The organism is Brevundimonas sp. ZS04 (assembly GCF_001956865.1).
Lineage (GTDB): Bacteria > Pseudomonadota > Alphaproteobacteria > Caulobacterales > Caulobacteraceae > Brevundimonas > Brevundimonas diminuta.
On sequence record NZ_MTHE01000007.1, the window covers coordinates 62,953 to 88,995 of the forward strand.

General features: G+C 66.7%; 32 protein-coding genes. 13 read left to right on the forward strand and 19 right to left on the reverse strand.

The window, feature by feature from the left end; all coding sequences use genetic code 11:
• Window position 1 precedes the first annotated feature (1 nt).
• The 3 genes from BJP32_RS10580 to BJP32_RS10590 form a co-directional block, all read right to left on the reverse strand.
• Complete coding sequence (locus tag BJP32_RS10580; protein WP_233126808.1) at window positions 2–517, reverse strand: hypothetical protein; 516 nt, start codon at window positions 515–517, stop codon at window positions 2–4.
• On the reverse strand, window positions 514–1,137 hold the full coding sequence (locus BJP32_RS10585; RefSeq protein WP_003164487.1) for an isoprenylcysteine carboxylmethyltransferase family protein: 624 nt from the start codon (window positions 1,135–1,137) through the stop codon (window positions 514–516). Before BJP32_RS10585 ends, BJP32_RS10580 begins: the two co-directional genes overlap by 4 nt.
• A 92-nt stretch (window positions 1,138–1,229) precedes the next feature.
• Entirely contained in the window at window positions 1,230–2,195 is a 966-nt protein-coding gene (locus BJP32_RS10590) for a M20/M25/M40 family metallo-hydrolase (protein ID WP_046653671.1), read from the reverse strand.
• A gap of 146 nt (window positions 2,196–2,341) precedes the next feature.
• On the opposite strand from BJP32_RS10590, the gene ligA reads away from it, so the two are divergent.
• The 3 genes from ligA (at window position 2,342) to BJP32_RS10605 (ending at window position 5,885) form a co-directional block, all read left to right on the forward strand.
• Window positions 2,342–4,666, forward strand: a complete 2,325-nt coding sequence (gene ligA, locus BJP32_RS10595; protein WP_046653672.1) for an NAD-dependent DNA ligase LigA — start codon at window positions 2,342–2,344, stop codon at window positions 4,664–4,666.
• A complete protein-coding gene (locus BJP32_RS10600; protein WP_083673967.1) occupies window positions 4,645–5,280 on the forward strand; it encodes a 3'-5' exonuclease in 636 nt (211 codons plus the stop codon). The genes ligA and BJP32_RS10600 overlap by 22 nt, the downstream gene beginning before the upstream one ends.
• A gap of 182 nt (window positions 5,281–5,462) precedes the next feature.
• Window positions 5,463–5,885, forward strand: coding sequence for a DUF2147 domain-containing protein (locus BJP32_RS10605; RefSeq protein WP_003164483.1), 423 nt, complete (start codon window positions 5,463–5,465; stop codon window positions 5,883–5,885).
• Between the two features lie 63 nt (window positions 5,886–5,948).
• Here BJP32_RS10605 and BJP32_RS10610 read toward each other — a convergent pair whose 3' ends face one another.
• The 5 genes from BJP32_RS10610 to BJP32_RS10630 form a co-directional block, all read right to left on the reverse strand.
• A complete protein-coding gene (locus tag BJP32_RS10610; protein ID WP_046653677.1) occupies window positions 5,949–6,932 on the reverse strand; it encodes an aldo/keto reductase in 984 nt (327 codons plus the stop codon).
• Between the two features lie 215 nt (window positions 6,933–7,147).
• Window positions 7,148–7,840: an LrgB family protein gene (locus BJP32_RS10615; RefSeq protein ID WP_046653678.1), complete on the reverse strand. Its 693-nt coding sequence runs from the start codon at window positions 7,838–7,840 to the stop codon at window positions 7,148–7,150.
• A complete protein-coding gene (locus BJP32_RS10620; protein ID WP_046653680.1) occupies window positions 7,837–8,208 on the reverse strand; it encodes a CidA/LrgA family protein in 372 nt (123 codons plus the stop codon). The genes BJP32_RS10615 and BJP32_RS10620 overlap by 4 nt, the downstream gene beginning before the upstream one ends.
• 16 nt (window positions 8,209–8,224) lie before the next feature.
• Window positions 8,225–10,048 (reverse strand): aminopeptidase P family protein, encoded by a 1,824-nt coding sequence (locus tag BJP32_RS10625; RefSeq protein ID WP_076224030.1) that lies wholly within the window; start codon window positions 10,046–10,048, stop codon window positions 8,225–8,227.
• 110 nt (window positions 10,049–10,158) lie between these two features.
• Entirely contained in the window at window positions 10,159–10,527 is a 369-nt protein-coding gene (locus tag BJP32_RS10630) for a helix-turn-helix domain-containing protein (RefSeq protein WP_046653684.1), read from the reverse strand.
• Between the two features lie 117 nt (window positions 10,528–10,644).
• On the opposite strand from BJP32_RS10630, the gene BJP32_RS10635 reads away from it, so the two are divergent.
• From BJP32_RS10635 to BJP32_RS10645, 3 genes are read left to right on the forward strand one after another with little or no spacing between them, the layout of a single operon-like run.
• Window positions 10,645–11,262 (forward strand): glutathione binding-like protein, encoded by a 618-nt coding sequence (locus tag BJP32_RS10635; protein WP_046653686.1) that lies wholly within the window; start codon window positions 10,645–10,647, stop codon window positions 11,260–11,262.
• Entirely contained in the window at window positions 11,259–11,636 is a 378-nt protein-coding gene (locus BJP32_RS10640) for a nuclear transport factor 2 family protein (protein WP_076224032.1), read from the forward strand. The genes BJP32_RS10635 and BJP32_RS10640 overlap by 4 nt, the downstream gene beginning before the upstream one ends.
• 13 nt (window positions 11,637–11,649) lie before the next feature.
• A complete protein-coding gene (locus BJP32_RS10645) occupies window positions 11,650–11,868 on the forward strand; it encodes a 4-oxalocrotonate tautomerase family protein (RefSeq protein ID WP_003164472.1) in 219 nt (72 codons plus the stop codon).
• 77 nt (window positions 11,869–11,945) lie between these two features.
• Here BJP32_RS10645 and BJP32_RS10650 read toward each other — a convergent pair whose 3' ends face one another.
• Window positions 11,946–12,812: a 50S ribosomal protein L11 methyltransferase gene (locus tag BJP32_RS10650; RefSeq protein WP_046653689.1), complete on the reverse strand. Its 867-nt coding sequence runs from the start codon at window positions 12,810–12,812 to the stop codon at window positions 11,946–11,948.
• An 80-nt stretch (window positions 12,813–12,892) separates the two neighbouring features.
• On the opposite strand from BJP32_RS10650, the gene BJP32_RS17860 reads away from it, so the two are divergent.
• Window positions 12,893–13,477 (forward strand): hypothetical protein, encoded by a 585-nt coding sequence (locus BJP32_RS17860; RefSeq protein WP_046653691.1) that lies wholly within the window; start codon window positions 12,893–12,895, stop codon window positions 13,475–13,477.
• Between the two features lie 80 nt (window positions 13,478–13,557).
• Here the strand turns inward: BJP32_RS17860 and BJP32_RS10660 are convergent, their stop codons facing one another.
• From BJP32_RS10660 to BJP32_RS10670, 3 genes are all read right to left on the reverse strand, one after another.
• Window positions 13,558–13,764: a DUF3126 family protein gene (locus BJP32_RS10660; RefSeq protein WP_003164469.1), complete on the reverse strand. Its 207-nt coding sequence runs from the start codon at window positions 13,762–13,764 to the stop codon at window positions 13,558–13,560.
• A 116-nt stretch (window positions 13,765–13,880) separates the two neighbouring features.
• Window positions 13,881–14,702, reverse strand: coding sequence for a serine O-acetyltransferase (gene cysE / locus BJP32_RS10665; RefSeq protein WP_003164468.1), 822 nt, complete (start codon window positions 14,700–14,702; stop codon window positions 13,881–13,883).
• A 29-nt stretch (window positions 14,703–14,731) separates the two neighbouring features.
• A complete protein-coding gene (locus BJP32_RS10670; protein ID WP_046653693.1) occupies window positions 14,732–15,361 on the reverse strand; it encodes an NUDIX hydrolase in 630 nt (209 codons plus the stop codon).
• Window positions 15,362–15,406: 45 nt separating this feature from the next.
• On the opposite strand from BJP32_RS10670, the gene BJP32_RS10675 reads away from it, so the two are divergent.
• Window positions 15,407–16,009, forward strand: coding sequence for a nitroreductase (locus tag BJP32_RS10675; RefSeq protein ID WP_076224034.1), 603 nt, complete (start codon window positions 15,407–15,409; stop codon window positions 16,007–16,009).
• Between the two features lie 6 nt (window positions 16,010–16,015).
• Here the strand turns inward: BJP32_RS10675 and BJP32_RS10680 are convergent, their stop codons facing one another.
• From BJP32_RS10680 to queF, 4 genes are all read right to left on the reverse strand, one after another.
• Window positions 16,016–16,405, reverse strand: a complete 390-nt coding sequence (locus BJP32_RS10680) for a DUF302 domain-containing protein (protein WP_040345051.1) — start codon at window positions 16,403–16,405, stop codon at window positions 16,016–16,018.
• A 56-nt stretch (window positions 16,406–16,461) separates the two neighbouring features.
• Entirely contained in the window at window positions 16,462–17,322 is an 861-nt protein-coding gene (locus tag BJP32_RS10685; RefSeq protein ID WP_083673968.1) for a DUF817 domain-containing protein, read from the reverse strand.
• 85 nt (window positions 17,323–17,407) lie between these two features.
• Window positions 17,408–18,319, reverse strand: coding sequence for a DUF4238 domain-containing protein (locus BJP32_RS17160; protein WP_143255457.1), 912 nt, complete (start codon window positions 18,317–18,319; stop codon window positions 17,408–17,410).
• A 58-nt stretch (window positions 18,320–18,377) separates the two neighbouring features.
• Window positions 18,378–18,839: a preQ(1) synthase gene (queF, locus tag BJP32_RS10690; protein WP_076224075.1), complete on the reverse strand. Its 462-nt coding sequence runs from the start codon at window positions 18,837–18,839 to the stop codon at window positions 18,378–18,380.
• 264 nt (window positions 18,840–19,103) lie between these two features.
• Between queF and BJP32_RS10695 the strand changes: the two genes are divergently transcribed.
• From BJP32_RS10695 to BJP32_RS10715, 5 genes are all read left to right on the forward strand, one after another.
• Window positions 19,104–19,631: a ClbS/DfsB family four-helix bundle protein gene (locus tag BJP32_RS10695; protein WP_076224077.1), complete on the forward strand. Its 528-nt coding sequence runs from the start codon at window positions 19,104–19,106 to the stop codon at window positions 19,629–19,631.
• 86 nt (window positions 19,632–19,717) lie between these two features.
• Window positions 19,718–20,644: a nitronate monooxygenase family protein gene (locus BJP32_RS10700; RefSeq protein ID WP_003164460.1), complete on the forward strand. Its 927-nt coding sequence runs from the start codon at window positions 19,718–19,720 to the stop codon at window positions 20,642–20,644.
• Window positions 20,645–20,679: 35 nt separating this feature from the next.
• Window positions 20,680–21,390, forward strand: coding sequence for a TorF family putative porin (locus tag BJP32_RS10705; protein ID WP_046653700.1), 711 nt, complete (start codon window positions 20,680–20,682; stop codon window positions 21,388–21,390).
• A 65-nt stretch (window positions 21,391–21,455) separates the two neighbouring features.
• Window positions 21,456–21,662, forward strand: a complete 207-nt coding sequence (locus BJP32_RS10710) for a hypothetical protein (protein ID WP_003164458.1) — start codon at window positions 21,456–21,458, stop codon at window positions 21,660–21,662.
• A 169-nt stretch (window positions 21,663–21,831) separates the two neighbouring features.
• Window positions 21,832–22,044, forward strand: a complete 213-nt coding sequence (locus BJP32_RS10715; RefSeq protein WP_003164457.1) for a cold-shock protein — start codon at window positions 21,832–21,834, stop codon at window positions 22,042–22,044.
• Between the two features lie 98 nt (window positions 22,045–22,142).
• On the opposite strand, the gene BJP32_RS10720 is transcribed toward BJP32_RS10715, so the two are convergent.
• From BJP32_RS10720 to BJP32_RS10730, 3 genes are read right to left on the reverse strand one after another with little or no spacing between them, the layout of a single operon-like run.
• Window positions 22,143–23,381, reverse strand: coding sequence for a mechanosensitive ion channel family protein (locus BJP32_RS10720; protein WP_076224037.1), 1,239 nt, complete (start codon window positions 23,379–23,381; stop codon window positions 22,143–22,145).
• 55 nt (window positions 23,382–23,436) lie between these two features.
• Window positions 23,437–24,600, reverse strand: coding sequence for a cystathionine gamma-synthase (locus tag BJP32_RS10725; RefSeq protein WP_046653702.1), 1,164 nt, complete (start codon window positions 24,598–24,600; stop codon window positions 23,437–23,439).
• A gap of 4 nt (window positions 24,601–24,604) precedes the next feature.
• Entirely contained in the window at window positions 24,605–26,008 is a 1,404-nt protein-coding gene (locus BJP32_RS10730; RefSeq protein ID WP_046653703.1) for a pyridoxal-phosphate dependent enzyme, read from the reverse strand.
• Window positions 26,009–26,043: the final 35 nt, after the last annotated feature.

Sequence of the window (26,043 nt, forward strand, 5' to 3'; positions counted from 1 at the left end):
ATCAGTCCCCCGCCCACCAGCGCATCGAAACCCCGTCGAAGGTCCGGCCCCCGACCTTCAGCGTCCCTTTCAGGACCACGCCCTGATCGCCCAGATTGCGCCGCGCCTTCGCCAACGCATCCTGGTCGAGTCTTCCCTCGAACGACACCGCCCCCAGCTCCCGCGACGTCGCCTCGAAGCGCAACCGGTCCTCGGTCACGTCATAGGCCGTCGGAATCAGCCGCGTACGCCGCGCCTTATCGCCCGCTTCGAACTCCATCATGATCGGCGCAAAGCCCGCCGTCCGCTGCCCGTCGCGCCAGGCCATGAAGTCGGGAACCTGACCCAGGAACAGGTGATGCAGCCGCCAGTCGCCGACCTGAACCGCCGCCGTGGGGATGTAATAGCCGGACACGTCCTCGGGCAGGTCATGCGTGAACGCCGTCGCCTGCGCCGTCTTGTCGGGCGCCGCGCCCCGGTCGCAGGCGGCGACCGTCAAGGCCAGCGCCGCCGCCAGCAGAACCGGCAAGGCCCTCAAGGCAGGCGCACCAGGGCGGCCAGCCAGCCCAGATCCTGCAGATGCTCGACCGACTCGAATAGCGGCACGGCCAGCAGGAAGACCAGGCCGTCGCGCAGCGTCGTCAGGAAGAACTGCGGACGCACCTCCAGACTTTCGGCGTCGCGCCACTTGGAGAAGTCCGGCCCGAAGCGCGGCGTCCGCGCGCAATAGTCCGCATAGGTCTGGCCGAAAGCGCCCGACAGCCAGGCCTCCTCGCGCTTCACCGTGGCGTAGAAGACCGCCACCGTCAGCAGCAGGAAGATGGTGGCCAGGGTCACGCTGCCCGTCTGCGCGCCTACGCCGAACGCCCCCATGAAGCTGAAGACATACAACGGGTTGCGGCTGATCGAATAGGGTCCGCGATCCACGATCTCCGCCTTCTTGCGCCCGCCGATATAGAGGGAGCACCAGGCCCGCCCGACGATGCAGACGACGATCAGGCCCAGGCCGAACGCCTCCAGTCCCTCATGCAGCATGGTCTCGCCGCCGATGGACCGGCTGACGAAGGCCAGCCCGACCACGCCGATCAGTCCGACCAGCAGCGCCGCCTTACGCAGCTTCTGCACCCGCTGAAGATCAAAGTCCTGCGTCGCCGACATCTGTGTTTCCTTAACTGATGTGACTGCGACAGAACGCCGCTCTTACGGCGCTTTCAAGGCTTATCTTTGCGAGCGTTTCGCGGTCGCAAAAATCACTGGTCCAGCCACTGATCCAGGGCGCGGAACCCGCCGATAGCCAGTTCGGTCGCGTCCTGGAACACCGCCGGATTGACCTTCTCGAAATCGTCGCTCGGGCGGTGATAGTCCGTGTGATAGTTCACGCCGAAATACAGGAACGGCAGGCCCGCGCGGTGGAAGGCGGCGTGGTCCGACGCCTCGACCCAGTTGTCGGCGCCCTTGTCCTCGGGCGTGTCCTTGCCGAAGGCCAGGGCCACGGTCCGGCGCGCCGGAACCTGATCCAGCACCGGGCGGAAATAGGGGTGCTGATAGGTGCCCGTCACCCACAGCTTGCCGTCGCTGTCGGCCCGCGCCGTCATGTCGAAGTTCAGGTTCATCGCGATCGCGTGCAGCGGCACCGGCGGCGCCTCGACGAAATGCTTGGCGCCCAACAGGCCTCGCTCCTCGCCGTCCAACGCCACGATCAGCACGCTGTGCTCGGGCGGGTTGGCCTTCAGCCGCCTGGCCAGCTCCAGCATGGTCGCCACGCCCGAGGCGTTGTCGTCCGCGCCGTTGTAGATCTGGCCGTCGTTGACGCCGACGTGGTCATAGTGGGCCGTGACCACGATGTATTTGTCGGCCACGCGCGTGCCGGGGATCACGCCGATGATGTTGGTCCCGCTGTAGGTCTTCGTCCCCTCGCGCGTGCGGCCCTGCATCTCCCACGGCTGCAGACGCCCCATCGGCGAGGGCTGGACGCCCAGCGCCTCCAGCCGCCCGACGATGTATTCACGCGCCTTGGCCCCGCCTTCAGAGCCGGTGTCTCGGCCCTGCATGTCGTCGGCCGACAGGATGCGCAGATCCTCCATCAACTGAGCGTAATCGGCCGAGGCGGCGACGACGGCGGGCGTTTCCGGCGCGGCCGGGACGGTCGGCGTCTCACAGGCAGCCAGCGTCAGGGCGGCGGCGATCACGGACAGGCTGACGAGGACAGGACGCATGGAGGACTCCGGCAGGACACTTTGAGGCGCGACGCTAGCGGCCCCCGGCCGCCGCGTCAGATTACGTTTCTGTCATGGCGCGTCTGCCATCAAGGTCGGGGGATGATAAGGAACCGTTCCGCCTTTGCCGACTTCCTGCGATTCTCATGTCCGACCTCTTCACGCCCGTCGAAACCCTGACCGAAGCCCAGGCGCGCGAAGAGCTGGATCGCCTGTCGGCCGAACTGGCGCGTCACGACGCCCTCTATTACGCCGACGCCGCGCCCGAGATTTCCGACGCCGACTATGACGAGCTGAAACGCCGCGCCCTGGCCCTGGAAGCCGCCTTCCCGACCCTGTCCGGCCCAATCTCGCCGTCGCAACGCGTCGGCGCCCCCGTCTCGACCCAGTTCGCAGAGGTCCGCCACGGCGTGCCCATGCTGTCGTTGGACAACGCCTTCGACGACGGCGAGGTGCGCGACTTCGTCGCCCGCATCGCCCGCTTCCTCAAGCTGCCGGGCGACGAACCGATCGCCTTCGTCGCCGAGCCCAAGATCGACGGCCTCTCGGCCAGCCTGCGCTATGAAAAGGGCGTGCTGGTCCAGGGCGCCACGCGCGGCGACGGCAAGACGGGCGAGGACGTGACCGCCAATCTGCGCACGCTGGACAGCATCCCCCAGACGTTGGCCGGCTCGGGCTGGCCAGACGTCATCGAGATCCGGGGCGAGGTCTACGCCCCCAACGCCGCCTTCGACGCCTTCAACGCGGCGGCCGAGGCCGAAGGCAAGCGCACCTACGCCAACCCGCGCAACTTCGCCGCCGGGTCGCTGCGCCAGAAAGACCCGAAGATCACGGCCCAGCGCCCCCTGACCTTCTTCGCCTACGCCTGGGGCGAGACCTCCGCCCCCTTCGCCGAGACGCAGGCAGGCGCGCTGGAGGCCTTCCGCAACTGGGGCTTTCAGGTCAACGACCGCTCGGCCCGCGTAGAGGGCGCCGAGGGCCTGATCGGCGTCTACCAGACGCTGGAGGCCGACCGCAGCCGCCTCGGCTACGACATCGACGGCGTGGTCTATAAGGTCGACCGTCTGGACTGGCAGCAGCGCCTCGGCTTCATCGCCCGCAGCCCTAGATGGGCCATCGCCCACAAGTTCCCGGCGCAACAAGCCACGACCGTGCTGGAAGGCATCGACATTCAGGTCGGCCGCACCGGCTCCCTGACCCCTGTCGCCCGCCTGCATCCCGTCACCGTCGGCGGCGTCGTGGTCCGCAACGCCACCCTGCACAACGAGGACGAGATCGCCCGCAAGGACGTCCGCATCGGCGACACCGTCGTCCTACAACGCGCGGGCGACGTCATCCCCCAGATCGTCGGCGTGGTCGATACACTGCGACCCGAGGGCGCCGTCCCTTACGTCTTCCCCACCGTCTGCCCCGTCTGCGGCTCCGAAGCCGTGCGCGAGGGGGACGAGGTCAAGCGCCGCTGCACCGGCGGCCTGATCTGCGACGCCCAGATCGTCGAGCGCCTCAAGCACTTCGTCAGCCGCCGCGCCTTCGACATCGAGGGCCTCGGCGAAAAGCAGCTGATCGCCTTCCACGCCCGCGGCTGGATCAAGGAGCCCGCCGATATCTTCCGCCTGGCCCGCGACGAGGAGAAGCTGGCCCTGCTGCGCGCCGAGGACGGCTATGGCGAGACCAGCGTCGGCAACCTGATCGCCGGCATCGACGCGCGCCGCGTCATCAGCCTCGACCGCCTGATCTTCGGTCTGGGCGTGCGCGAGATCGGCGAGCAGACCTCGCTGGTCCTGTCGCGCGCCTTCGGCAGCTGGACCGCCTTCCGCGACGCCTGCATGGCCGCCGCGAACGGCCTCGCCAGCGATGACTGGAAGACCCTGGCCGCGACCCACGCCATCTCGACCCGCGTCTTGGGCCTGATGGCCGAGGCGCAGCCTCCCGCCGACGATCCGTGGCCGGAAGCGCCGATGGATCAGAAGATCGCCCTCGCCTTCCCCGGCATGGCCGCGCCCGCCCGCCGCTCGCTGGCGGAAATCTCGAGCAGCTGGAGCGACCTGATCCGCTGGGCCGCCGTCGCACGCGATGAAGGCCCCTCCGACATGCTGAACCAGATCGCGGGCGTCTCCGGCGTCGGGCCGGTCGCCGCCGAGGCCCTGGCCCACTTCTTCCATGAACCGCACAACCTTCAGGTCGTCGACGCCCTGCTGGCAGAACTCGAGCGCGTCGAGGATGTGGCCGACCCCGTGACCGACAGCCCGGTGGCGGGCAAGACCGTGGTCTTCACCGGCTCGCTGGAACGCTTCACCCGCGACGAAGCCAAGGCCCGCGCCGAAAGCCTCGGCGCCAAGGTCTCGGGCTCGGTGTCGAAGAAGACCGACTACGTCGTCGCCGGTCCCGGCGCGGGGTCCAAGCTGAAGGACGCCGAAAAGCACGGCGTGACCGTCCTGACCGAGGACGAGTGGCTGGCGCTTATTTCCTGATGCACGCCGTCGCCATCGACTTCGAAACCGCCAATGAGCAGCGGGCCAGCCCCTGCTCCATCGGCCTGGCCTGGATCAACGACGGCGTCATCGAATCCGTTGAGCACCATTACATCCGCCCGCCGGGGATGCGCTTCGCCAGTTTCAACATCGCCTTCCACGGCATCGGCCCCGAACAGGTCGAAGACGCCGAGGAGTTCCCCGCCGTCCTGGCCGCCATCGCCCCGCGTCTCGAAGGCCGCACAGTGCTGGCTCACAACGCCGCCTTCGACGTCAGCGTCATCCGCAACACCTGCGACCACTACGGCCTGACCTATCCCGAGTTCGACTACCTCTGCACCGTCAAGCTGGCCCAGATCAGTTGGCCGGACTTCGCCTCGCACAAGCTGAACAACGTCTGCGCCGAACTGGGCGTCGCCTTCCGCCACCACGACGCGGCCGAAGACGCCTTCGCCTGCGCCTCCGTGGCCCTGGCGGCGGCGCAGGTGCATCAGGCGGCCGACTGCCGCGCCCTGGCCGACGCCAGCCGCCTGACCATGGGCCGCGTCTGGCGCGACGGCTATTCGGCCTGCTCCAACGCCGGAACCCGCCCCCGCCGTCCGCGCGGCGGCTGATCGACGCCTCCCGCAAAAGACGCCCGAATCCATCGCCTTAGGCGCCCGCAGCGCGGTCAACTTGACCTAAGGTCATGTAATCATTGAGTGAAGTTCACAATTTCGGCCTTGTTTCGGACCGAACCCCGGATCATCCTTCGTCCAAGGGATCGCCTCAACGATCCGTCAGAAGGAAAACGCCGATGAAGACCTCCGTCCTGACGGCGCTCGCCGTCGCAGCCGCCGCCCTCGCTTCTCCGGCCCTCGCCAGCGACCCGACCGGCCTGTGGCAGACGCCGACCAACGGCGGCCAGGTCCGCATCGAGCGTTGCGGCCAGGCCCTGTGCGGCGTCCTCGTCACCTCCAGCCATATCCGCGCCGATCCGAACGTGCGCGACGCCCGCAACAAGGACGAGTCCTTGCGGACCCGCCCCCTGCGCGGCCTGCGGATGCTGTCGGGCTTCACCGGCGGCCCGACCGAATGGCGCGGCGGTTCCGTCTATAATCCCGAGGACGGCGGCACCTATCGCGGCACCATCACCCTGACCAACGACAACACCCTGCGCCTGCGCGGCTGCATCGTAGCCCCCCTGTGCAAGACCCAGACCTGGACCCGCGTCCAGTAAACCTCTCGCCCAGGCCCGAATGAAAGACGCCTCCCCCGCGATCGCGAGGGAGGCGTTTTCACATCAGCGGTTCAGCGAGCTCATGCCGCCGGGCGCATAGCGCTCGCCCGCCGCCGCCCCGCGCGGGAAGACGGCCTCGATCCGCGCCAGATCATCCGGCGTCAGCACGATGTCCGCCGCCGCCGCGTTCTGCTCCAGCGTCGTGATCCGGCGCGTGCCGGGGATGGGGACCAAGTCCTCTCCCTGCGACAGCACCCAGGCCAGGGCCAGTTGCGCCGCCGTCACGCCCTTGTCCGCCGCGATGGCGCCGACCGCATCGACCAGATCGAGGTTCTTCTGGAAGTTGTCGCCCGCGAAGCGCGGGTTCGTCCGGCGGAAGTCGTCCGGCGCCAGGTCGTCGATCGACTTGATGTCCCCCGACAGGAAGCCCCGGCCCAGCGGGCTGTAAGGCACGAAGCCGATGCCCAATTCGCGCACCACGCCCAGCAGTTCATCCTCCGGGTCGCGGCTCCACAGCGAATATTCGGTCTGCAAAGCCGTGATCGGATGCTCGGCGTGGGCGCGGCGCAGGGTGGCGGGCGCCGCCTCGGACAGGCCGATGAAGCGGACCTTCCCCTCCTTCACCAGTTCGGCCATCGCCCCGACCGTCTCCTCGATCGGCGTATTGGGGTCGATGCGGTGCTGGTAATAGAGGTCGATATGGTCGACGCCCAGGCGGCTCAGGCTGCCCTCGACCGCGCGGCGCACATTGGCGGGCGAGCCGTCGGTGATCGCCGAGCCGTCCGGTTGGCGGTTGATGCCGAACTTGGTGGCGATGAAGGCTTCGTCACGGCGCCCTTTCAGCGCCTTGCCCAGCAGGACTTCATTGGTGTGGGGGCCGTACATCTCGGCCGTGTCGAACAGGGTGACGCCCAGGTCGAGCGCGCGGTGGATCACCGCGATGGATTGGGCCTCGTCCGCTGCGCCGTAAAAAGCGCTCATGCCCATACAGCCCAGACCGACGGCCGAGACCTCAGGGCCGTTACGGCCCAGCTTGCGCATCTTCATCCGCGCATTCCTTCTGATGTGAGGGGGTCGGCGGCGCATCCGCCGACGCGCTTCAGATGGGCGCCGTAAAGCCTTATTTCAAGGGGCGCGCCTTCACCCTACCCGCTCATCCCGGCGGACGCCGGGATCCAGTAAGAGCCCCGCGCTCCACAACCGGCCGATGGACTTGAAGCCAAAGCACTGGGTCCCGGCGTCCGCCGGGATGAGCGGATGGTTCAGATCAGACTGGCCACGATGGACAGGATGGTCGCCGTCGCCACGGCGTTCAGCGCCATGCCCAGACTGGCGAAGGCGCCCGCCGTCTGATCCACCTGAAACGCCCGCGCCGCGCCGAATCCGTGCGCCGACACCCCGACCGCAAAGCCCCGCGCCCGATAATCCCTGATCTTCAGCAGGTTCAACAGCGGCGTCGCCGTCATCGCCCCGATCACGCCGGACATCAGCACGATCACCGCCGCCAGAGCCGGTATGCCCCCCAACTGAGAGGCCACAGCCATCCCCACCGGCGTCGTCGTGGCGCGCGGGGCGATGGAGGCGATGATCTCTGCGGGCGCGCCGAACAGCCAGACGATGCCCACGGCGCTGACGATGGCCGTCGCGGCCCCCGCCAGCAGGGCGCAGGTCAGCGGTTTGGCCAACCGCCGGATCGTCGCCCGCTGCGCCCAGATCGGCACGGCCAGCCCCACCACCGCCGGTCCCAGCAGAAAGCCCAGCACCTGCGTCGCCTCGGCGTATGTCGCATAGGGCGTCTTGGTCGCCAGCAGCACCCCGATCAGCACCGGCGTCGCCAGCAGCACCGGATGGCACAACGGATGGCGCCCGCTGCGCCGCGACAGGATGTCGGCCGCCTCGAACACCGCCAGCGTCACCGCCAGCCACAAAAGGGGCGTCGCGATCAGACCGCTCACGACGCGCCCTCCCCGCTATCATCAGGTTCGGGCTCACGTCCGGCCACGGCGCGGAACGCCAGCGCCGTCACCGCCAGCGTCAGCAGGGTCGAGACCACAACCGCCACGACGATGCCGACGCCATAGCGCGACAGGATCGCCCCCTCCTCCATCACCCCGACAGCGGCGGGCACGAACATGATCGACAGATGCGCCGTCAGCCAGCCCGTCACCTGGGTCAGCGTCAGCCGCTCCCTCGGCACAAGGGCCAGCCACGCCAGCAGCAGCACCATGCCGATCACCGACCCCGGCAGGGGCAGGCCCGTCAGCCGGTGGATCACCTCGCCCGCCAACTGGCAGACGAGCAGCAGGGCGATGGCGCCGATCATCGGCCGGGCTTCTCCTTTACAGCGGTCTCGTCTGCGCCTTCAGCCATTCCAGCGCCGCCTCATCCTTCTGAACGCCGTCCGCCAGCAGAGGCCCGACCTTGGTCAGAACCTCGGCGTGATAGGCGTCCACGTAAGCCCGCTCGTCCGTCGTCAGCAGCGCCGTATCGATCAGGCGGCGATCCAGCGGCGCCAGCGTCAGTTGCTCGAACCCGTGCATCGGCCGCTCGCCGCCCGGAACCTGGGCCGGGGCCGTGACGACCTGCAGCGTCTCGATGCGGATGCCCCACTCGCCCTCGCGGTAATAGCCCGGCTCGTTCGACAGGATCATGCCGGTCAGCAGCGGCTGATCCGTGCCCCATCCGGCGATGCGCTGCGGTCCCTCGTGCACGCCCAGATACGACCCCACGCCGTGGCCCGTGCCGTGGTCGAAGTCGAAGCCCGCGTTCCACAGCGGCTGGCGCGCGACGGCGTCCAGCTGGCGCCCGCTGGTCCCGGCGGGGAAGCGGATCACCGCCATGGCGATGTGGCCCTTCAGGACCAGGGTGAACATCCGGCGCTGATCGGCCGTGCCCTCGCCGATGGCCATGGTGCGGGTCACGTCCGTGGTCCCGTCCAGATACTGACCGCCGCCGTCCACTAGCAGAAGCGAGCCCGCCTCCATCGGCCGGATCTTGGCCCCGACCGGCTTATAGTGCGGCAGGGCGCCGTTCGGCCCGACCCCGGCGATGGTGTCGAAGGAAAGATCCTTCAGCATCCCGGTCGCCTCGCGGAAGCCTTCCAGCGCCTCGACCACCGCCCGCTCGTCCGGCAGATCCTTCTGCGCGACCGTATCCACCCAGTGCAGGAACCGCGTCAGGGCCGCGCCGTCGCGGATATGCGCCTGACGGCTGCCTTCGATCTCGACGGCGTTCTTCTGGGCGCGCGGCAGGGCGCAGGGGTCCATGCCGCGAACGATGGTCGCGCCCGCCGCTTCCAGCCGGTCGAAATACCAGGCCGAGGACACGGCCGGATCGATCATCACCTTATGGCCCGACAGGGCGTCCAGCGCGCCCGGCAGCGCCTCGGGCGCCTCCAGCGTCACGGCGTCGCCCAGCCAGCCGGGCAGCTCGTTCGTCACCTTGGCCGGGTCGAGGAAGACGCTGGCCGTCCCGTCAGCCTTCACCACCGCCTGCCCCAGCGGCAGCGGCGTGCGGATCACGTCGCCGCCGCGAATATTGAACAGCCACGCCAGCGACGACGGCGCCGTCAGCACGGCGGCCTCGGCCCCGGCATCAAGGATGGCCTTGCCGATGCGGGCGCGCTTGGACGCGGCTTCCTCGCCGGAATATCGGTCCTCATGCGGCGCCACCGGCGCCTGCGGCTGGGCCGGGCGGGCGTCGCCCCAGGCCAGGTCGATCGGATTGGCCTCGACCGCCTTCAGCCTCGCCCCGGCCTTCTCGACGGCCTGTTTCAGGCTCGCCAGCGCATCCGGGCTGTGCAGGCGCGGATCATAGCCGATCACCCAGCCCGACGGCACGGCCGCCAGCCAGTCGGCCAGTTTGTTCAGCGGCTGACGCTCGAACAGTGCACCGTCCGTCTGGGCCTTGGCCTGCACCGTATAGCGGCCGTCGACGAAGACCGCTGCGCGGTCCTTCAGCACCACGCCCGCCCCGGCCGAGCCGGTGAAGCCGCTGACCCAGGCCAGCCGCTCATTGGCGTCGGGCAGGTATTCGTTCTGGTGCTCGTCCTCGTGCGGGACCAGCAGGCCGTCGAGGCCCTGCTTGGCCATTTCGGCGCGGAGCAGAGGCAGGTGCTTGGCCCCGAAGGACGGATCGGTGGTTTCGTCGAATGTCTGGCGCATGGGTCGCTCTTATACCCTTCTCTTCCGGCGCGAGAAGGCGGCTTTCCGGCCCATCCGCCGCGTTCGCGATTTTTCGCCCCGACCTTCAGAACAAGCAGGGCGTCCGCGCTTCAGTCGGCGTCTTTCCGCGCATCCTTCGCCGCCGCCTTCAGGCGATGGCCCACCTCGACGATGGCCGTCAGCGCCGGGATCAGTTCGCCGCCCAGCGCCGTCAGAGCGTATTCGACCGAAGGCGGCGAGGTCGGCACGACCCGTCGATCCAGAACGCCCCGCGCCTGCAACTCGCGCAGACGCTGGGACAGCACCTTGGCGGATACGGGCGGAATGTCGGCGCGAAGCTCGCTGAACCGCCGCGGGCCTTCGCGCAGATGCCAGATCACATTCGCCGCCCAGGCTCCCGAGATCACCGCCATGCATTCGGTCAGGTCGCATCGTTCCGGCGGCGGCGCGCTGCGGTTCTTGCGCATCTTGAGGGTCATGTCGAAAGCCGCCGGTTACCGGGAAGAAACTCCATAATGCGATAACCATTGGAAACTTCATTGGCAATGGAAACCTCGACGCCTAGGTCTGCCCTCTCTTCAGACAGGAGCTTTTCCATGCGCCTCTACTTCAAGCCGGGAGCGTGTTCGCTCGCCTCCCGGATCGTCCTCATCGAACTCGGCCAGGCGTTCGAGGCGATCAGGGTCGATACCGACGCGGGCCTGACCGAGGACGGTCGCGACTATCGCGCCGTCAATCCCCGCGGCTATGTGCCGGCTCTGGAGCTCAAGGACGGCCGGGTCGTCACCGAGAACCCGGCTGTGCTTCAGTATCTGGCCGACCTGCAGCCCGATCGTCTGGCGCCCGCCGCCGGAAGCTGGGATCGCGTGCGCCTGCAAGAGGCCCTGAGCTTCATCTCTTCCGAGCTGCACAAGGCCTTCTCGCCCTTCTTCCACGGCGAGGCGCAGGGCGAACGCCGGGCGCCGGCCGAGGCCCTGCTCAAACGACGCCTCGGCGAGGTCGAACAGATGCTTGGACAGGAAAGCCCCTACCTGCTCGGAGATCGAATGAGCGTGGCGGACATCTATCTGTTCGTCGTGCTGAACTGGACGGGCTTCATCGGCTTCAGCCTTCAGGGCTGGCCGCGCCTGTACGACTTCATGTCGCGCATGGGCGCCCATGCGTCCGTAAGGGCCGCCCTGCTGCAAGAAGGCCTGCTGAAGGACGCCGCATGACCGCCCCCTTCCCCCAGATCACGCGCCTGCTCACGGACTACTTCGACGGCCTCTACGACTGCGATGTCGAAAAGCTGACGTCGGTCTTCCACCCGCAGGCTATCTACGCCACCGCCGACGAGACGCCCCTGCTGTTCCGCACCATGGAGGAATACCTCCCCATCGTCGCAGCCCGGCGATCGCCCGCCTCGCGCCAAGAGCCGAGGCGGGATCATATCGACGAGATTCAGCTGGCCGGCGACAATACGGCCCTTGCGCGGGTTCGCTGCTCAATCGGCGACCGGGACTTCGTCGACTTCCTGTCTCTCGTGCGCACCGACGGCCAGTGGCGGATCATCGCCAAGGTCTTCCAGATCATCGAACGCAAAGCCTAGGAGGGGCGTAGCAATGCCTTACGTCAACATCCGGATCACCCGCGAAGGCGCCACACGAGAACAGAAGGCGCAGTTGATCGCCGGCGTCACCGACCTTCTTTACGAGGTGCTCGACAAGCCGCCTGCCGTGACTTTCGTGGTCATAGACGAGGTGCCGCTGGAGGATTGGGGCGTCGGCGGCCTGCCCGTCGATGAATACCGCCAGTCCCTCGCCGCCGCGCCGAAGAGCTAGAACGCCCGGCCCGCGCGACAAAGCAGCCCGGCTTTTTTGCCGGGCTGCGCTTGTTTGCGAACAACCGCCGTTGCGCCCTACTTCTTGCGCAGTTGCAGGGCGCTCCACGCATCATGATGGATCGTCTGCTCGACCACGAAGCCCAGCGGCAGATAGGCCTCCAGAATCCGCTCCTCCTGGGTGCGCAGCAAGCCCGACAGGATGGCGACCCCGCCCGACTTCAGCGCCGCCCCGATCTCGGGCGCCAGGAACACCAGCGGCGCCGCCAGTATGTTGGCGAACACCAGATCATAGGGCGCGTGCTGGGCGATGCGCGCATCGCTCAGACCGTCGGCGAAATAGAACTCGCACTTGGCGTCGTTGATCTGGGCGTTCTCATTGGCGATGCGGGCCGAGGGCTCGTCGATGTCGGTGCCGACGGCGATGGGCGAGCCCGTCCTGGCCGCCGCGATGGCCAGAACGCCCGTGCCGCAGCCCACGTCCAGCACCTTCTCGAAGCTTTCAGTCTTCAGCAGATTGTCGAACGCCTCCAGGCAGCCGACCGTCGTGCCGTGGTGGCCGGTGCCGAAGGCGGCGCCCGCGTCGATCTTCAGCGTGACCCGTCCCTCAGGCACCTTGCCCTGATCGTGAGCGCCGTAGACGAAGAAGCGCCCGGCCTCGACCGGCGGCAGGCCCGACAGGCTCATGGCCAGCCAGTCGGCGTCGGCCAGCTTCTCGACCACGACCTCCAGCCCCGGCGTGGCGCGCAGGATTTCGGCGATGCCCTCGGCCTCTTCATCGGTCGTGGGGAAGGCGTCGATGCGCCAGATTTCCTTGTCCTCATCCTCTTCCAGGATGGAATAGGTCGCGTTCTCCAACAGGGGGTTGGCGTCGATGGCGGCGGCGGCGGCTTCGGCCGGGGCGCGATCGCCGCGCGCGATCACCTGAACTGCGGATTCGGACATTTCTCAAACACCGTTATAATGACGAATCGCCAGTGCGGGCTTGTCCTTACGCCCGTGTCCAACGAGGGGTCGGGGAGTTTATGGCCAAAGCACCGTCTGAAACGAAACCTGCCGCGAAAGCGGCTTCCGCCGCTTCCAAGCCGAAACCGGCGGCAAAGTCGAGCGCGACAGCGACAAAAGCTGACGCCAAGCCCAAGGCCGTAAAGGCGCCCGCCGCGACGAAGGCCCCCGCCAAGGCTCCGGCCAAGGCGGCTGCTCCCAAGGCGGCCAAGGCGACCGCTGCGCCGAAGGCCGCCGCGCCAAAGACTGCCGCAAAGGCGCCTGCCGCCAAGAAACCCGCAACGGCAAAGGCTCCGGCCTCCGCCAAAACGACCACGGCCAAGGCCGCTGCGCCGAAGAAGGCTGCGGCTCCCAAGAAGCCCGCCGCGCCCAAGGCCGCCGCTCCGGCCCCGGTCGAGACGCCGGTCGCCGCCTCCCTCGCGCCCGCGCCCATCGCCGAGACCAAGCCCGCGCCGAAGCCCGAGCCGGTCGTCGCTGCGGCCCCCGCTCCGGTCGAGCCGCCCGTTCAGGCGACGACGCCCAAGCCCGCCGCCGAGCCGGTCAAGCCGGTCGAGGCCCCCGCCCCGCAGAAGAAGGGCTTCTTCGCCCGTCTGTTCGGCTGGTGATCAGAGGCTGATCGCAAACGCAAAGAAGGCCGGAGAGGACGCCCTCTCCGGCCTTCTTCAATTCTCATGGCTGAGACGGCTTATTCCGGCAGGTCTTCCGCCAGGATGGCCATTTCGAACATGAAGGAGCCGGCTTCGTCCTCATCTTCGAACACCACGCCGATGAACTCGTCATCGACATAGACTTCGGCGGAGTCGGCGACCTTGCGGGCCTTCACCTTGATGCCGCCGTGGTTGAAGGTGCGCTTCAGGTGCGTCTCGACGCGCTTCAGGTCGTTCTCGGTCACGGGGTCAGCCTCGTTTTGGCGCCGGTGAGGCGCATGTCGTTGGCCGCGGACCCTAGAGAAGCCGCCCCGCCTTGGGAAGCCCGCGCGTCAGGCGTCCACAGGCGCAGCGACCGCCCTCAGATCACGAAGTCATAGACGATGTCGGACAGCGTATGGTCCATGGTCCGCGCAGGCGTGGCGTCGGTCGGGCAGTTGACCAGCCTTGCCGGCACCCCCGCCACGGTGCAGCCCGCCGGCACCGGCTTCAGCACCACCGAGCCGGACGCCACCTTGGCGTAGTCGCCGACCGTGATGTTGCCCAGCACCTTGGCCCCGGCGCCCAACAGGACGCCGCGCCCGATCTTCGGATGGCGGTCGCCGCGCTCGGCCCCGGTCCCGCCCAGGGTCACGGCGTGCAGCATGGACACCTCGTCCCCGATCACCGCCGTCTCGCCGATGACGATGCCCGTGCCGTGATCCAGGAAGACGCCCGAGCCGATCCGCGCCGCCGGGTGGATGTCCAGCTGGAACAGCTCCGAAATCCGGCTCTGGAAATGGAACGCCAGGGTGTCGCGGTCCTGCTCCCACAGCCAGTGGGCCACGCGCCAGGCCTGCAGCGCCTGGAACCCCTTGAAATACATGAAGGGCTGCAACAGCGACCGGATCGCCGGATCGCGCTCCTGCACCGCCTTCAGGTCCGCCTCGGCGGCGGCGACAATGCCCGGATCGGCGGAGAAGGCCGACAGGGCCACCTCGCGCACCGTCATGGCCCCCAGCTCCGCATCGCCCAGCTTGCGCGCGATCTGGAAGCTCAGCGCCCCGGCGAAATCCTCATGCGCCAGGACGACGGCGTTCAGCTGCGACGCCAGACGCGGCTCCTCGCGCGCAGCGTCTTCGGCGGCGGCGCGCAACTGCGCCCACAGGTCCGGCTGCTTCGGCACGACTTCCAGCTTGGCCATCAGGCTTCCTTCGAATTCAGGCGGCGATCCTACGCGCCCAGCATGGCGCGCGCCAGCGCGGCCGGCAGTTCGCCCTCCCGCGCCATATGGTAGGCGCGGTACGCCGTCGCCACCGTCAGCCCGTCGCGCACCGCCCCGCGCGCGATCTCGGCCATCAGATCGCGGAAGGGAACGCGCGCCGTCAGAAAGACCTCCGTCTCGTCCGGCGCCGTCTCGGTCGCCTCCAGCCCCCAGGCCACCCAGGCCATCGCCCGCTCGTCGGTGATGGAGTTGGACAGGTCCAGGTCCAGCGCCGCGCGCCAGTGCTGCGCCGTCAGCCCCGCCTCCTCGGCCAGTTCGCGCTTCACGGCCTCAAAGGGGTCTTCCCCTTCCGGCGCCCCGCCCTCGGGCATCTCCCACGAATAGCGCATCAGGGCGAAGCGATGCTGCCCGACCAGGCTGACCGTCCCGTCGTCATGCAGCGGCAGCACGCCCGTGCCCACATTCTTCGGCCGCACGACCACATAGTCGGCGTCAGCCCCCGTCGGCGCGATCGCCGGGTGGCGCGTCACCCGCATCCACGGCGTGTCGACCAGAGCGCTGTCGCCCAGGCTGCGCCACGGCGGCGTGTCCGGCAGGCCCTCAGCCCAGCGAGGCTTGATGTCGCGGATCTGACTCATGCCCCTGCTATGGCGCAGCGCGTCGCGAAAGCCTAGCTATCGGCCATGAGCCAGTCAGACCTCGCTTCCGCCCTGCCCCTGCCCGTCCGTTCGGAAGAACTGCTGTCGCGCCTGGCCGTGCGCCGCTCGGCCCCGGCCCAGTCGCTGGCCCTGCCCGGCCCCTCGGACGCCGAGATCGAGCAGATGCTGCTGCTGGGCGCCCGCACGCCGGACCACGGCAAGCTGTTTCCCTGGCGCTTCGTCATCCTGGGCCCGCGCAGCCGCACCGAACTGTCCGAAGCCCTCGCCGCCCTGGGCGAAACCCAGAACCGCACCGGCAAGGAGATCGCCGCCCTGGCCAAGCTGGCCAACCCGCCGCTGACCGTCATGGTCGTCTCGACCCCGATCCAGGGCCACAAGGTGCCGGTCTGGGAGCAGCAGTTGTCCGCCGGCGCCGTCTGCATGAACCTGGAGCACGCGGCCAATGCGCTGGGCTATTCGGCCAGCTGGATCACCGACTGGTATTCCTACGACCCCGCCGCCGTCGCCCTGTTCGGCGTCGAGGACGGCGAGAGCATCGCCGGCTTCATCCACGTCGGCTCCCTGTCCGAGCCCCCGCTGGAACGCCCCCGCCCCGACCTGGAGCACAAGGTGACGGCGCGCCCCTGAGGCGGGTCAAAGTCGATCGACGGCGGCTTTCAGCTTCCCGGCGACCACGGCGGCCTTGTCCTTGAGCGCGGAATTGTCGATCGCCTGCATCGAGGCCACGGGATCGATGGCCGAGACCTCGGTGCGGCCGCCGCCCGCGTCCTGCACCACCACATTGCACGGCAGCATGGCGCCTACCTTGTCCTCCAGCCCCAGCGCCTCGAAGGCCAGCTTGGGATTGCAGGCCCCCAGGATCGTATAGGCGCGGAAATCCTCGCCCAGCTTGGCCTTAAAGGTGGCGCGCAGGTCGATCTCGGTGATGACGCCGAACCCCTCCTGGCCCAGGGCCTCGCGCGTCGCGTCCAGCGCCGCCTCGAACGGCAGGTCCAGCGTCTTGCTGAAATGATAGGTCGCCATGGTCCTCTCCTTCGTCGCCGAGGTCCAGCAAACGCCCGGACGGCGCAGGCGTTGCCTCAGTCACGCGGCTCCTCCTCCGGCCGGTGCACGATCGACACCAGCACCACCGAGATGATCATCAGCAGGAACCACGCCCCCAGCTTGTTCAGGCTGACCATCTCCCATCCGCCCTCCTGCCCCGGATAGACCCAGGCCCGCGCGAACGTCCCCAGGTTCTCCGCGAACCAGATGAACAGCGCCACCAGCCCATAGCCCAGCAGCAGCGGCATCGACCGCCGCGTCCGATCGGCGGTGAAGTAGAACCACCCCCGCATAAACAGCAGCCCCGTCGCCGCGAACAGCGCCAGCCGCACGTCCGGCAGCCAGTGATGGGCGAAGAAGTTGACGTAGATCGCCGCCGCCAGCACCCACGTCGTCCACAGCGGCGGATAGTTCCGCACCCGGATATGGAAGATGCGCTGCACCCGCGCGATGTAGCTGCCCACCGCCGCATACATGAAGCCCGAGAACAGCGGCACGGCGCCGATCCTCAGCACTGACTCTTCCGGATAGATCCACGACCCGTGATAGGTCTTGAACAGCTCCATGATCGTCCCGGCGACATGGAACAGGAAGATGACCCGCGCCTCCTCCCAGCTCTCCAGCTTCAGGGCCAGCATCGCCGCCTGTATCCCCAGCGCCCCCAGCACCAGAAAGTCATAGCGCGCCAGCGGCGCTTCATCTGGCCAGAACAGAAACGTCCCCAGGATCAGCGCCAGCATCGCCCCGCCGAACAGACACGCCCACCCCTGCTTCAGCCCGAACCACAGGAACTCATAGGCGTAACGGCGCAGACGGGAGCGGTCGGCCCACGCCTCGGCGCGGGTCATCAGACGACGGCCCCAGGCTTCGAGCGGGAGGCGGGAGGATGGGGTCATGGGCGGAGATTATGTAGAAAGAATGCAGGGCGAATGACGATGAATTGTCAATTTCCACTGAGGCCTACAAAGTGCCACCGCACAGCTAAGCTCGCCAATCTTCGCGCACTTGAAGCGCCTCGAACATCCACCCTTCCACCAAAGGCGTAGTGTGGTTGGCGCCATTGCTAGTCACTATATAATGCTGACTTTTTAGAAAAGATTCGTGAAGATTAGGAGCCAAGCCTCGATGAAAAATATTATCCTTAGAATATACTTGAACAATATCGTTGAACTGAACGACCTCATCCTTTGAAACTAGAATCGTCACACCGTCTGGATACGACGGATACTGCCTCGGACTAAACCACAACAAAGCAACGCTTGGCGTAAAGGCTGTAAGCGCCATTAAATTCGATCGACAGTCGGGACTCGGGTTAAAGTTGGACATAAAGCCATCACCGAACACAAAGTAACCTTCCGTCGCTACCAGGAAAGCAAATTTACCCCCGGTTCGGATGCTTCGGGCAAACGGCTCTTGGCAACGCCTAAGATTCGCACCTGCAGTTTGGTGAACATTTCGAGGCTCATCAAAACCCATCCACTCAACTTGATATTCAGCAGTATATTTTTCAGATAAATATCTCATCCTTGGACTCCTCACGATAAGTGAGGCTAAGCATTCGGCCAATTGTGTACGCATCTCCGAAGAGATCGTTACGCCACCGATCCGCTTTCCACTAGGGTGAGAGCTTGCGATTTCGTCCAGCCACCCTATCACCTTAGGGAAAGCATTGTCAGCATCATCGAAATCAGGCTCGAATGTCGAGTCCCACGGGCTACCACCGTCCGACAAGATGTTATGGTGATCTGGATAATAGCCAACAGCACTAGGGTGCTTTTGGGTGGTGAAGGAACGGCTATTTGTGCGGGAAACCTTTCCCTCTGAATCCACCCACGCCTTCGCCATGACCTTAGGGAACCAATGGTGCTTCTGGCCGGGAATGGGTCTTTTCATTCACCGATCATAGATCGACGACAATACTAACTGCAAACGTTCTGTATCCGACTGCCCCTCACCCCCGCCCGCGATACCCCGCCACGCCCTGATCCGGCAGCCACACGCCCTCCAGCGGCGCGCCCGTCTGCCAGAAGACGTCGATCGGAATCCCGCCGCGCGGGTACCAATAGCCGCCGATGCGCAGCCATTTCGGTTGCAGCAGCTCGGCCAGGCGCTTGCCGATGGCGATGGTGCAGTCCTCGTGGAAGGCGCCGTGGTTGCGGAAGCTGGTCAGGTACAGCTTCAGGCTCTTGCTCTCGACCAGCCAGTCGCCGGGCACATAGTCGATGACGATGTGGGCGAAGTCGGGCTGGCCCGTCACCGGGCACAGGCTGGTGAACTCCGGCGCGGTGAAGCGCGCCACATAGAGGGTGTCGGCGTGCGGATTGGCCACGCGCTCCAGCACCGCCTCTTGCGGGTTCGTCGGGGCGGCGGTCTGGGCGCCGAGCTGGCTGAGGCTGTCGGTATAATGCGTCATGCCCGCCATTTAGGCGTTCGGCCCGCCAAAGAAAACGCCGCGCCCGCCGCAATCGGCCATCCGCCTGTCGCACCTGTGCTAGACTGCCCTGCGGCCGAGGGGAGAGCGGCCGTCCGGGCCGGGGGATTTCAGACGATTCAGACGAATTGGACTCTGTTTTTCTCTCGAGACCGGCGCGCCATCGCGGACCTCGATTGCTGAAGATCAATGCGCGCGTCGCCGGATCGGCCGATCGCTCGACGTCAAGCGGAAAGGATCGGGATCATGGCCGTCCCACAGAGCAAGACCGAGTTGTTGAGCGCGATCGAGGTCAACTTCGACAAGCTGATGACTGACCTGCGTGCGGTCCCGCTCGACCTGGCGGACGACTGCGGCCTGGACGGTCACGCCGCCGGAACGCGCATGAGCATCGCCAACCTCGTCTCCTATCTGATCGGGTGGAACGAACTGGTTCTCAAATGGCTGGATCGCGACAAGGCCGGTCTGGCCGTCGACTTCCCGGAAACCGGGTTCAAGTGGAGCGAACTGGGTCGCCTCGCCCAGAAATTCTACCGCGACTATGAGGCCCTGCCCTATCCGGCTCTCCTTCAGCGGCTGGAGGCCGCCAAGGAGCGCATCGTCTCAGAGATCGAAAGCCGTTCGGACGACACCTTGTACGGGCGCTGCTGGCTCGACGGGAAATGGACCATGGGGCGGATGATCCAGTTCAACACGTCCTCTCCCTACGCCAATGCGCGCGCCCGGCTCAGAAAGCGGCTCAGGGCGAAACAGGCCTCGGCGGCCGGCGCCTGACGGGGCGAGCCGAACCGCATTGCCTTCCCCGACGACACCCGGTTAGCGTGGCCTAAAACAACCTATCCCTTCAGGAGAGACGACCCGTGGCCATTCCCGCTTCCCTGCAGTCCGGCCTGAAGCTGCCGGTGATCGCCTCGCCCATGTTCCTGGTGTCCGGGCCGGATCTGGTGGTCGAGGCCTGCAATGCGGGCGTGATCGGCACCTTCCCCTCGCTGAACCAGCGCACGACCGAGGGCTATCGGGAGTGGCTGCACGAGATCAAGTCGCGGCTGAAGCCCGACGCCGCCCCCTTCGGCGTCAACCACATCATCCACCCGACCAACTCGCGCCTGATGGCCGACATGATGGTCTCGGTCGAGGAGAAGGTGCCGCTGATCATCACCTCGCTCGGCGCCGTGCGCGACGTGGTGGATGCGGTGCACGGCTATGGCGGCGTGGTCTTCCACGACATCGCCAATGTGCGTCATGCGCGCAAGGCGGCCGAAGCGGGCGTCGACGGCCTGATCCTGGTCGCCAACGGCGCGGGCGGGCACGCGGGCGTGGTGAACCCCTTCGCCCTAATCAACGAAGTGCGCGGCTTCTTTGACGGGACCATCATCCTGGCGGGCTGCATCTCGACCGGCCAGGACGTGGCGGCGGCGCTGATGATGGGCGCGGACTTCGCCTATATGGGCACCCGCTTCATCGCCACGACCGAGAGCGCGGCCCAGCCCCACTACAAGGAGCTGATCGTCCAGTCGGGTTCGGCCGACATCACCTATACGCCCGCCGTGTCGGGCATTCCGGCCAACTTCCTGACCCCCTCCCTGGTCGAGAACAAGATCGACCCCAAATCCCTGCCCGAGCACAAGCTGGACATGGGCGAGGAGGCCAAGGCCTGGAAGACCATCTGGTCGGCGGGCCAGGGGTCAGGCGCCGTCCACGACGTGCCGACAACGGCTCAGCTTGTCGCTCGGCTGACGGACGAGTTTTCGCAAGCCTGTGATAAATTCGACAAGAAGCGCCTCTAGGAAGCGGCCTCGACACTCCCCTATCGAGGCCGACCATGCGCATCCTGACGACCGCCCTGAAGACGACCGTCCTGGCGACCGCCCCGCTCCTGATCCTGGCCTCGACGGCCCAAGCACAGGCGCAGGACATGCCCGGCCGCTGGAGCTTCAGCGCCGGCGCTGCCAGCGACAACCGCTCCAAGGACGCCTCCAAGTCGGACGGCGATCCCTTCGTCTGGGGCGCGGCGGAATGGGAAAGCGACAGCGGCCTCTTCTACGTCAGCCCCGCCGCCGAAACGATCAAGAGCGGCGGCTCGGAGCTGGAGGTCGAACTGGCCGGCGGCGTGCGTCCCCAATGGGCGGGCTTCGACTTCGACCTGAACGTCGCGCACAAGTGGCGGGTGGACGCCAACCCCGGCTATGACGCCAACGCCTGGGAGTTCACCGCCGACATGAAGCGGTCGATCGGCCCGGCCAGCGCGCGCCTGCGGCTGCAGCACTCGCCCGACGGCGCCGGTTCGGTGAAAGCCTGGACCTGGGTCGCGGTGCGCGGCGGCTGGGACTTCACCGACAAGCTGAACGTCTCGGCCGAGATCGGCCGCCGCGAGCAGGACAACAGCGTCGACTACACCGGCTACAACATCGGCGCATCCTACGCCCTGACCCGCAATCTGGAGGCCGATCTGCGCTGGCACGGCACCAACGCCAAGGTTCCTGGCGAACAGTACGCCGACGCCCTGGTCGCCGGGATCAGCGTTTCCTTCTGATCCGGGCGCGGCGCGTTTCGGGCGCCCGGTTTCACCTTTGGCCCGAAAGGGCCTAGGCTACGGTCATGACTTTTCGACCGACGACCTTGGAACGTGCGTATCAACTGGCCGAAAGCGGCGGCTGCCGGACGGTAGGCGACGTCAAACAGGCCCTGAAGATGGAGGGCTATGAGCGGATTCAGGATGCGCTCTACGGCTCGACCATCACCTCGGCCCTGCGCAAGCTATGTCAGGAGAACTGGGTCTCGCCGCCGGAAACGGCCGAGCCCTGACGCCCCGGCTCTTGCATTAGGACACCGGAGCGTCCACCTTAGAGGGGTCGATCTCTCTGCGTCACGCTCTGCCTTCTGCCCCGCGCACCGAGGTCTAAGCCGATCCATACAGACCCGACAGGTCTTCAGGGACGTTCTCTGAGGCCAACTTCTAGCGGAGGTCCTGAAAATGGCTACCGGCACTGTTAAATGGTTCAACTCCACCAAGGGCTACGGCTTCATCCAGCCGGACGACGGCGGCAAGGACGTCTTCGTCCACATCTCGGCTGTCGAGCAAGCCGGCCTGCGCGGCCTGGACGAAAACCAAAAGGTTTCCTACGAAATCGAGCGCGACCGTCGCTCGGGCAAGGAATCGGCTGGTCAATTGAAGACCGAAGGCTGATCCGGCTCCATCGCCAGCCGCGTCAGCAATGACGGGCCGACGATGACAGGATTTAAAGCGCGCAGGGGTCGCCCTCTGCGCGCTTTTCTTTTTGCGCCCTAGGCCGCCAGCGAGGGCCGCCGCAGCTGGACGAAGTCCGCCCCGCTGGGCGACTGGAACAGGCGCAGATCGAACTCGGGCAGGATCGCCAGCAGGTGATCGAAGATGTCCGCCTGGATCGCCTCATACTCGGCCCAGGCCACAGTGGCGGTGAAGGCGTAGATCTCCAGCGGCAGCCCTGTGTCCGTCGGCTGCATCTGGCGCACCAGCAGCGTCATGTCCTGACGGATGCGCGGATGGTTCTCCAGATAGTTCTGAACATAGGCGCGGAAGGCGCCGATGTTGGTCGAGCGCCGCATATTGACCGGGTCGCGCCCGGCCTCGACCAGCTTGGCGTTCCAGTCGGCCATCTCGGCGCTCTTGTCGGCCAGGTAGTCGTCGATCAGCAGAAAGCGCCGCATCCTTTCACGCTCGGCCTCGGTCAGGAAGCGCGCGCTGGTCTGGTCGATCAGCAGGGACCGCTTGATGCGGCGCCCGCCGCTGTCCTGCATCCCGCGCCAGTTGCGGTAGGATTCGCTGATCAGGCGCCAGGTGGGGATGGTGGTGATGGTCTTGTCCCAGTTCTGGACCTTCACCGTGTGCAGGGCGATGTCGATGACGTCGCCGTCGGCGTTAACCTGGGGCATCTCGATCCAGTCGCCGACGCGCAGCATGTCGTTGGAGTTCAGTTGAACCGACGCCACCAGCGACAGGATGGTGTCCTTGAACACCAACATCAGCACGGCCGCCAGCGCGCCCAGGCCCGACAGCAACAGCAAGGGCGATCGGTCGATCAGGGCCGCGATCACCAGAATGGTGGCGATGGCGTAGATGACGATCTTCAGAACCTGCAGATAGCCCTTGATGCTGCGGCGATGGGCGCGCGGCGAGCGGGCGTAGAGGGCGTTGGCCATGTCCAGACCGGCGCCGATACCGATGGCCACGGCCACGATCATGAAGGCCCCGGCCACGTTCTGAACCAGGGTGACGAAGCCGGGCGCCAGATGCGGCACGCCGCCTATGCCCTGATGGATGATGACGGCCGGGACGACGCGGGTGAAGCTGCGCACCACAGGGCGCAGCAGCACGTCGAGATCATGCACCGCCCGCCCGACGATCCGCAGGATCAGTCGGGTCAGGATGCGGCGGACCACAAAGTCCGCGATAAAGGCGACTAGGACGAGAAGACAGAGCCCGATCAGCATCTCCGCGATCGGGAACTCCGCCAGGCGATCACGCATGGCGATGAAATCAAACATGGGCCCAGCCTAGGCAGGCCTACCGGGGATTTGAACCCCGGCGCCTCAATCAGCCTCAGCCGATGGCCTGATCCAGGTCGGCGATCAGGTCGTCGATGTCCTCGACCCCGACCGACAGGCGGATCAGATTGTCGGTGACGCCTCCCGCCTCACGCACCTCTTTGGGCACGGATGCGTGGGTCATGATGGCCGGGTGGTTCACCAGGCTCTCCACGCCGCCCAGCGACTCGGCCAGGGTGAAGACCTGCACCCGCTCAAGCACCCGCTTGGTGCGCTCCAGATCGCCGTCGATCAGCACCGTGACCATGCCGCCGAAGCGGCCGTTCATCTGGCGCGCGGCCAGGTCGTGCTGCGGGTGGCTGACCAGGCCCGGATAAATGACCTTGGCGACCCCTGCCCGGTCTTCCAGCCAACGGGCCACCGCCAGGGCGTTCTCATTGTGCGCCTTCATGCGCAGGCCCAGGGTCTTCAGCCCCCGGTTGGCCAGGAAGGCGTCGAACGGCCCCATGACGCCGCCGATCGAGTTCTGCAGGAACTTCAGCTGGGCCGCCATCTCGGCGTCCTTGGCGACCAGAACTCCGCCGACGATGTCGGAGTGGCCGTTCAGATATTTGGTCGCCGAGTGCATGACCACATCGGCGCCCAAGGCCAGCGGCTGCTGGCTCCACGGCGTGGCGAAGGTGTTGTCGACCACCAGGATCAGCTTGTGCGCCTTGGCGATCTTCGACAGGGCCTCGATGTCGGCCAGCTTCATCAGCGGATTGGTCGGCGTCTCGACCCACAGCATCCGCGTCTTGTCGGTGATCGCCGCCTCGACCGCGGCCAGGTCGGTCAGGTCGATGTAGCTGAAGTCCAGCCCCATCGAGCGACGGCGCACCCGCTCGAACAGCCGCCACGAACCGCCGTACAGGTCGTCGCCGGTGATGATGTGCGAGCCGGCGTCCAGCAGTTCCAGCGCAGTCGAGGTCGCCGCCATGCCCGAGCCGAAGCCAAAGGCCTGAACCCCGCCCTCCAGATCGGCGATGCAGGCCTCGAAGGCCTCGCGCGTCGGGTTCTTGCCGCGGGCGTATTCATAGCCCTTGTTCACGCCGGGGCTTTCCTGGGCATAGGTCGAGGTGGCGAAGATCGGCGTCATCACCGCGCCCGTCGTCGGGTCCGGCTGCTGGCCCGCATGGATGGCGCGGGTCGAAAAGCCCTGGCGGTTCTTCAGTTCAGACATGGGCTTACCGGTTCAGGCTGAGGTGGTTGATCAGGTCGGTGCGGGTGATCAGGCCGACGAAGGCCTCGCCGTCCAGCACAATGGCGACGCGGTCGCGATCGAAGACCGGGATCAGGGCGTCCAGCGACTCCATCACCTGAAGCGTGTCCAGATCGCGCGTCATGGCCGAGGCGACCGGCTTGGCGAAGCGCTCCTTCCGCGTGATCTCGTCGGTGTTCATGATGTGGACGATGTCGCTTTCGTCCAGAATGCCGACCAGGCGGCCGTCCTGGATGACCGGCAGTTGCGACAGGCCGTCGCCGCGCATCCGCTTGAACGCGGTGTCCAGGGTATCCTCCGGCCCGATCACCACCACGTCGCCGGCGGCGTATTTGCGGTTTATCAGGTCCGACAGGTCGCCGTGCAGTTCGCGCTCGGCCAGGCCCTGATCGGCCAGCCAGGCGTCGTTGTAGACCTTGGACAGGTATTTGGCGCCGGTGTCGCAGACGAAGGTCACGACCCGCTTCGGCTCCGTCTGCTCACGGCACCAGCGCAGGGCCGTGGCGATCAGGGTGCCCGAGGACGACCCCGCCAGAATGCCTTCCTTCAGCAGCAGTTCGCGCACCGTGGCGATCGCCTCGGCGTCAGGGATGGAATAGGCGACGTCGATCAGGTCGGGGTCGGTCGTCTCGGGCATGAAGTTCTGGCCGATGCCCTCGACGGTATAGCTGCCGTCCGGCCCGGCCACGCCCTCGTTGATCAGGCCCGCCAGCGCCGAGCCGACCGGGTCGGCCAGGATGATCTGGGCCTTGGAGCCTTGCGATTTGAAATAGCGGGCGTTGCCCGTGATCGTCCCGCCCGAGCCGATGCCGGCGACGAAGGCGTCGATGTCGCCGTCCATCTGCTCGAAAATTTCCGGGCCGGTCGTCTTGAAGTGGGCCTCGGAGTTGGCGTCATTGGCGAACTGGTTGACAAAATAGCCGCCCGGAATCTGTTGGGCCAGGCGCTCGGCCATGTCGGTGTAATACTCAGGGTGGCCGTGCGGCACGTCCGAGCGGGTCAGGCGCACATCAGCGCCCATGGCGCGCAGGTGCTGGATCTTCTCCTTCGACATCTTGTCGGGGATGACCAGCAGGACGTTGTAGCCCTTCTGCTTGCCGACCAGGGTCAGGGCCAGGCCGGTGTTGCCCGCCGTCGCCTCGACGATGGTGCCCCCCGGCTTCAGCCAGCCCTGCTTTTCCGCCGCCTCGATCATCGACAGGGCGATACGGTCCTTGATGGAGCCGCCGGGGTTCTGGCTCTCCAGCTTCAGGAACAGGCGGCAGGGGCCGGTGTCGATCCGCGTCACCTCGACCATCGGCGTCTTGCCGATCAGGTCCAGCAGGGTCTTCGCCGGACGGCTGAGAACAGGGGTGTCGGTCATCGACATGAAGGCAGGCTCCGTTGCACGGGTTTCAGGGGGGA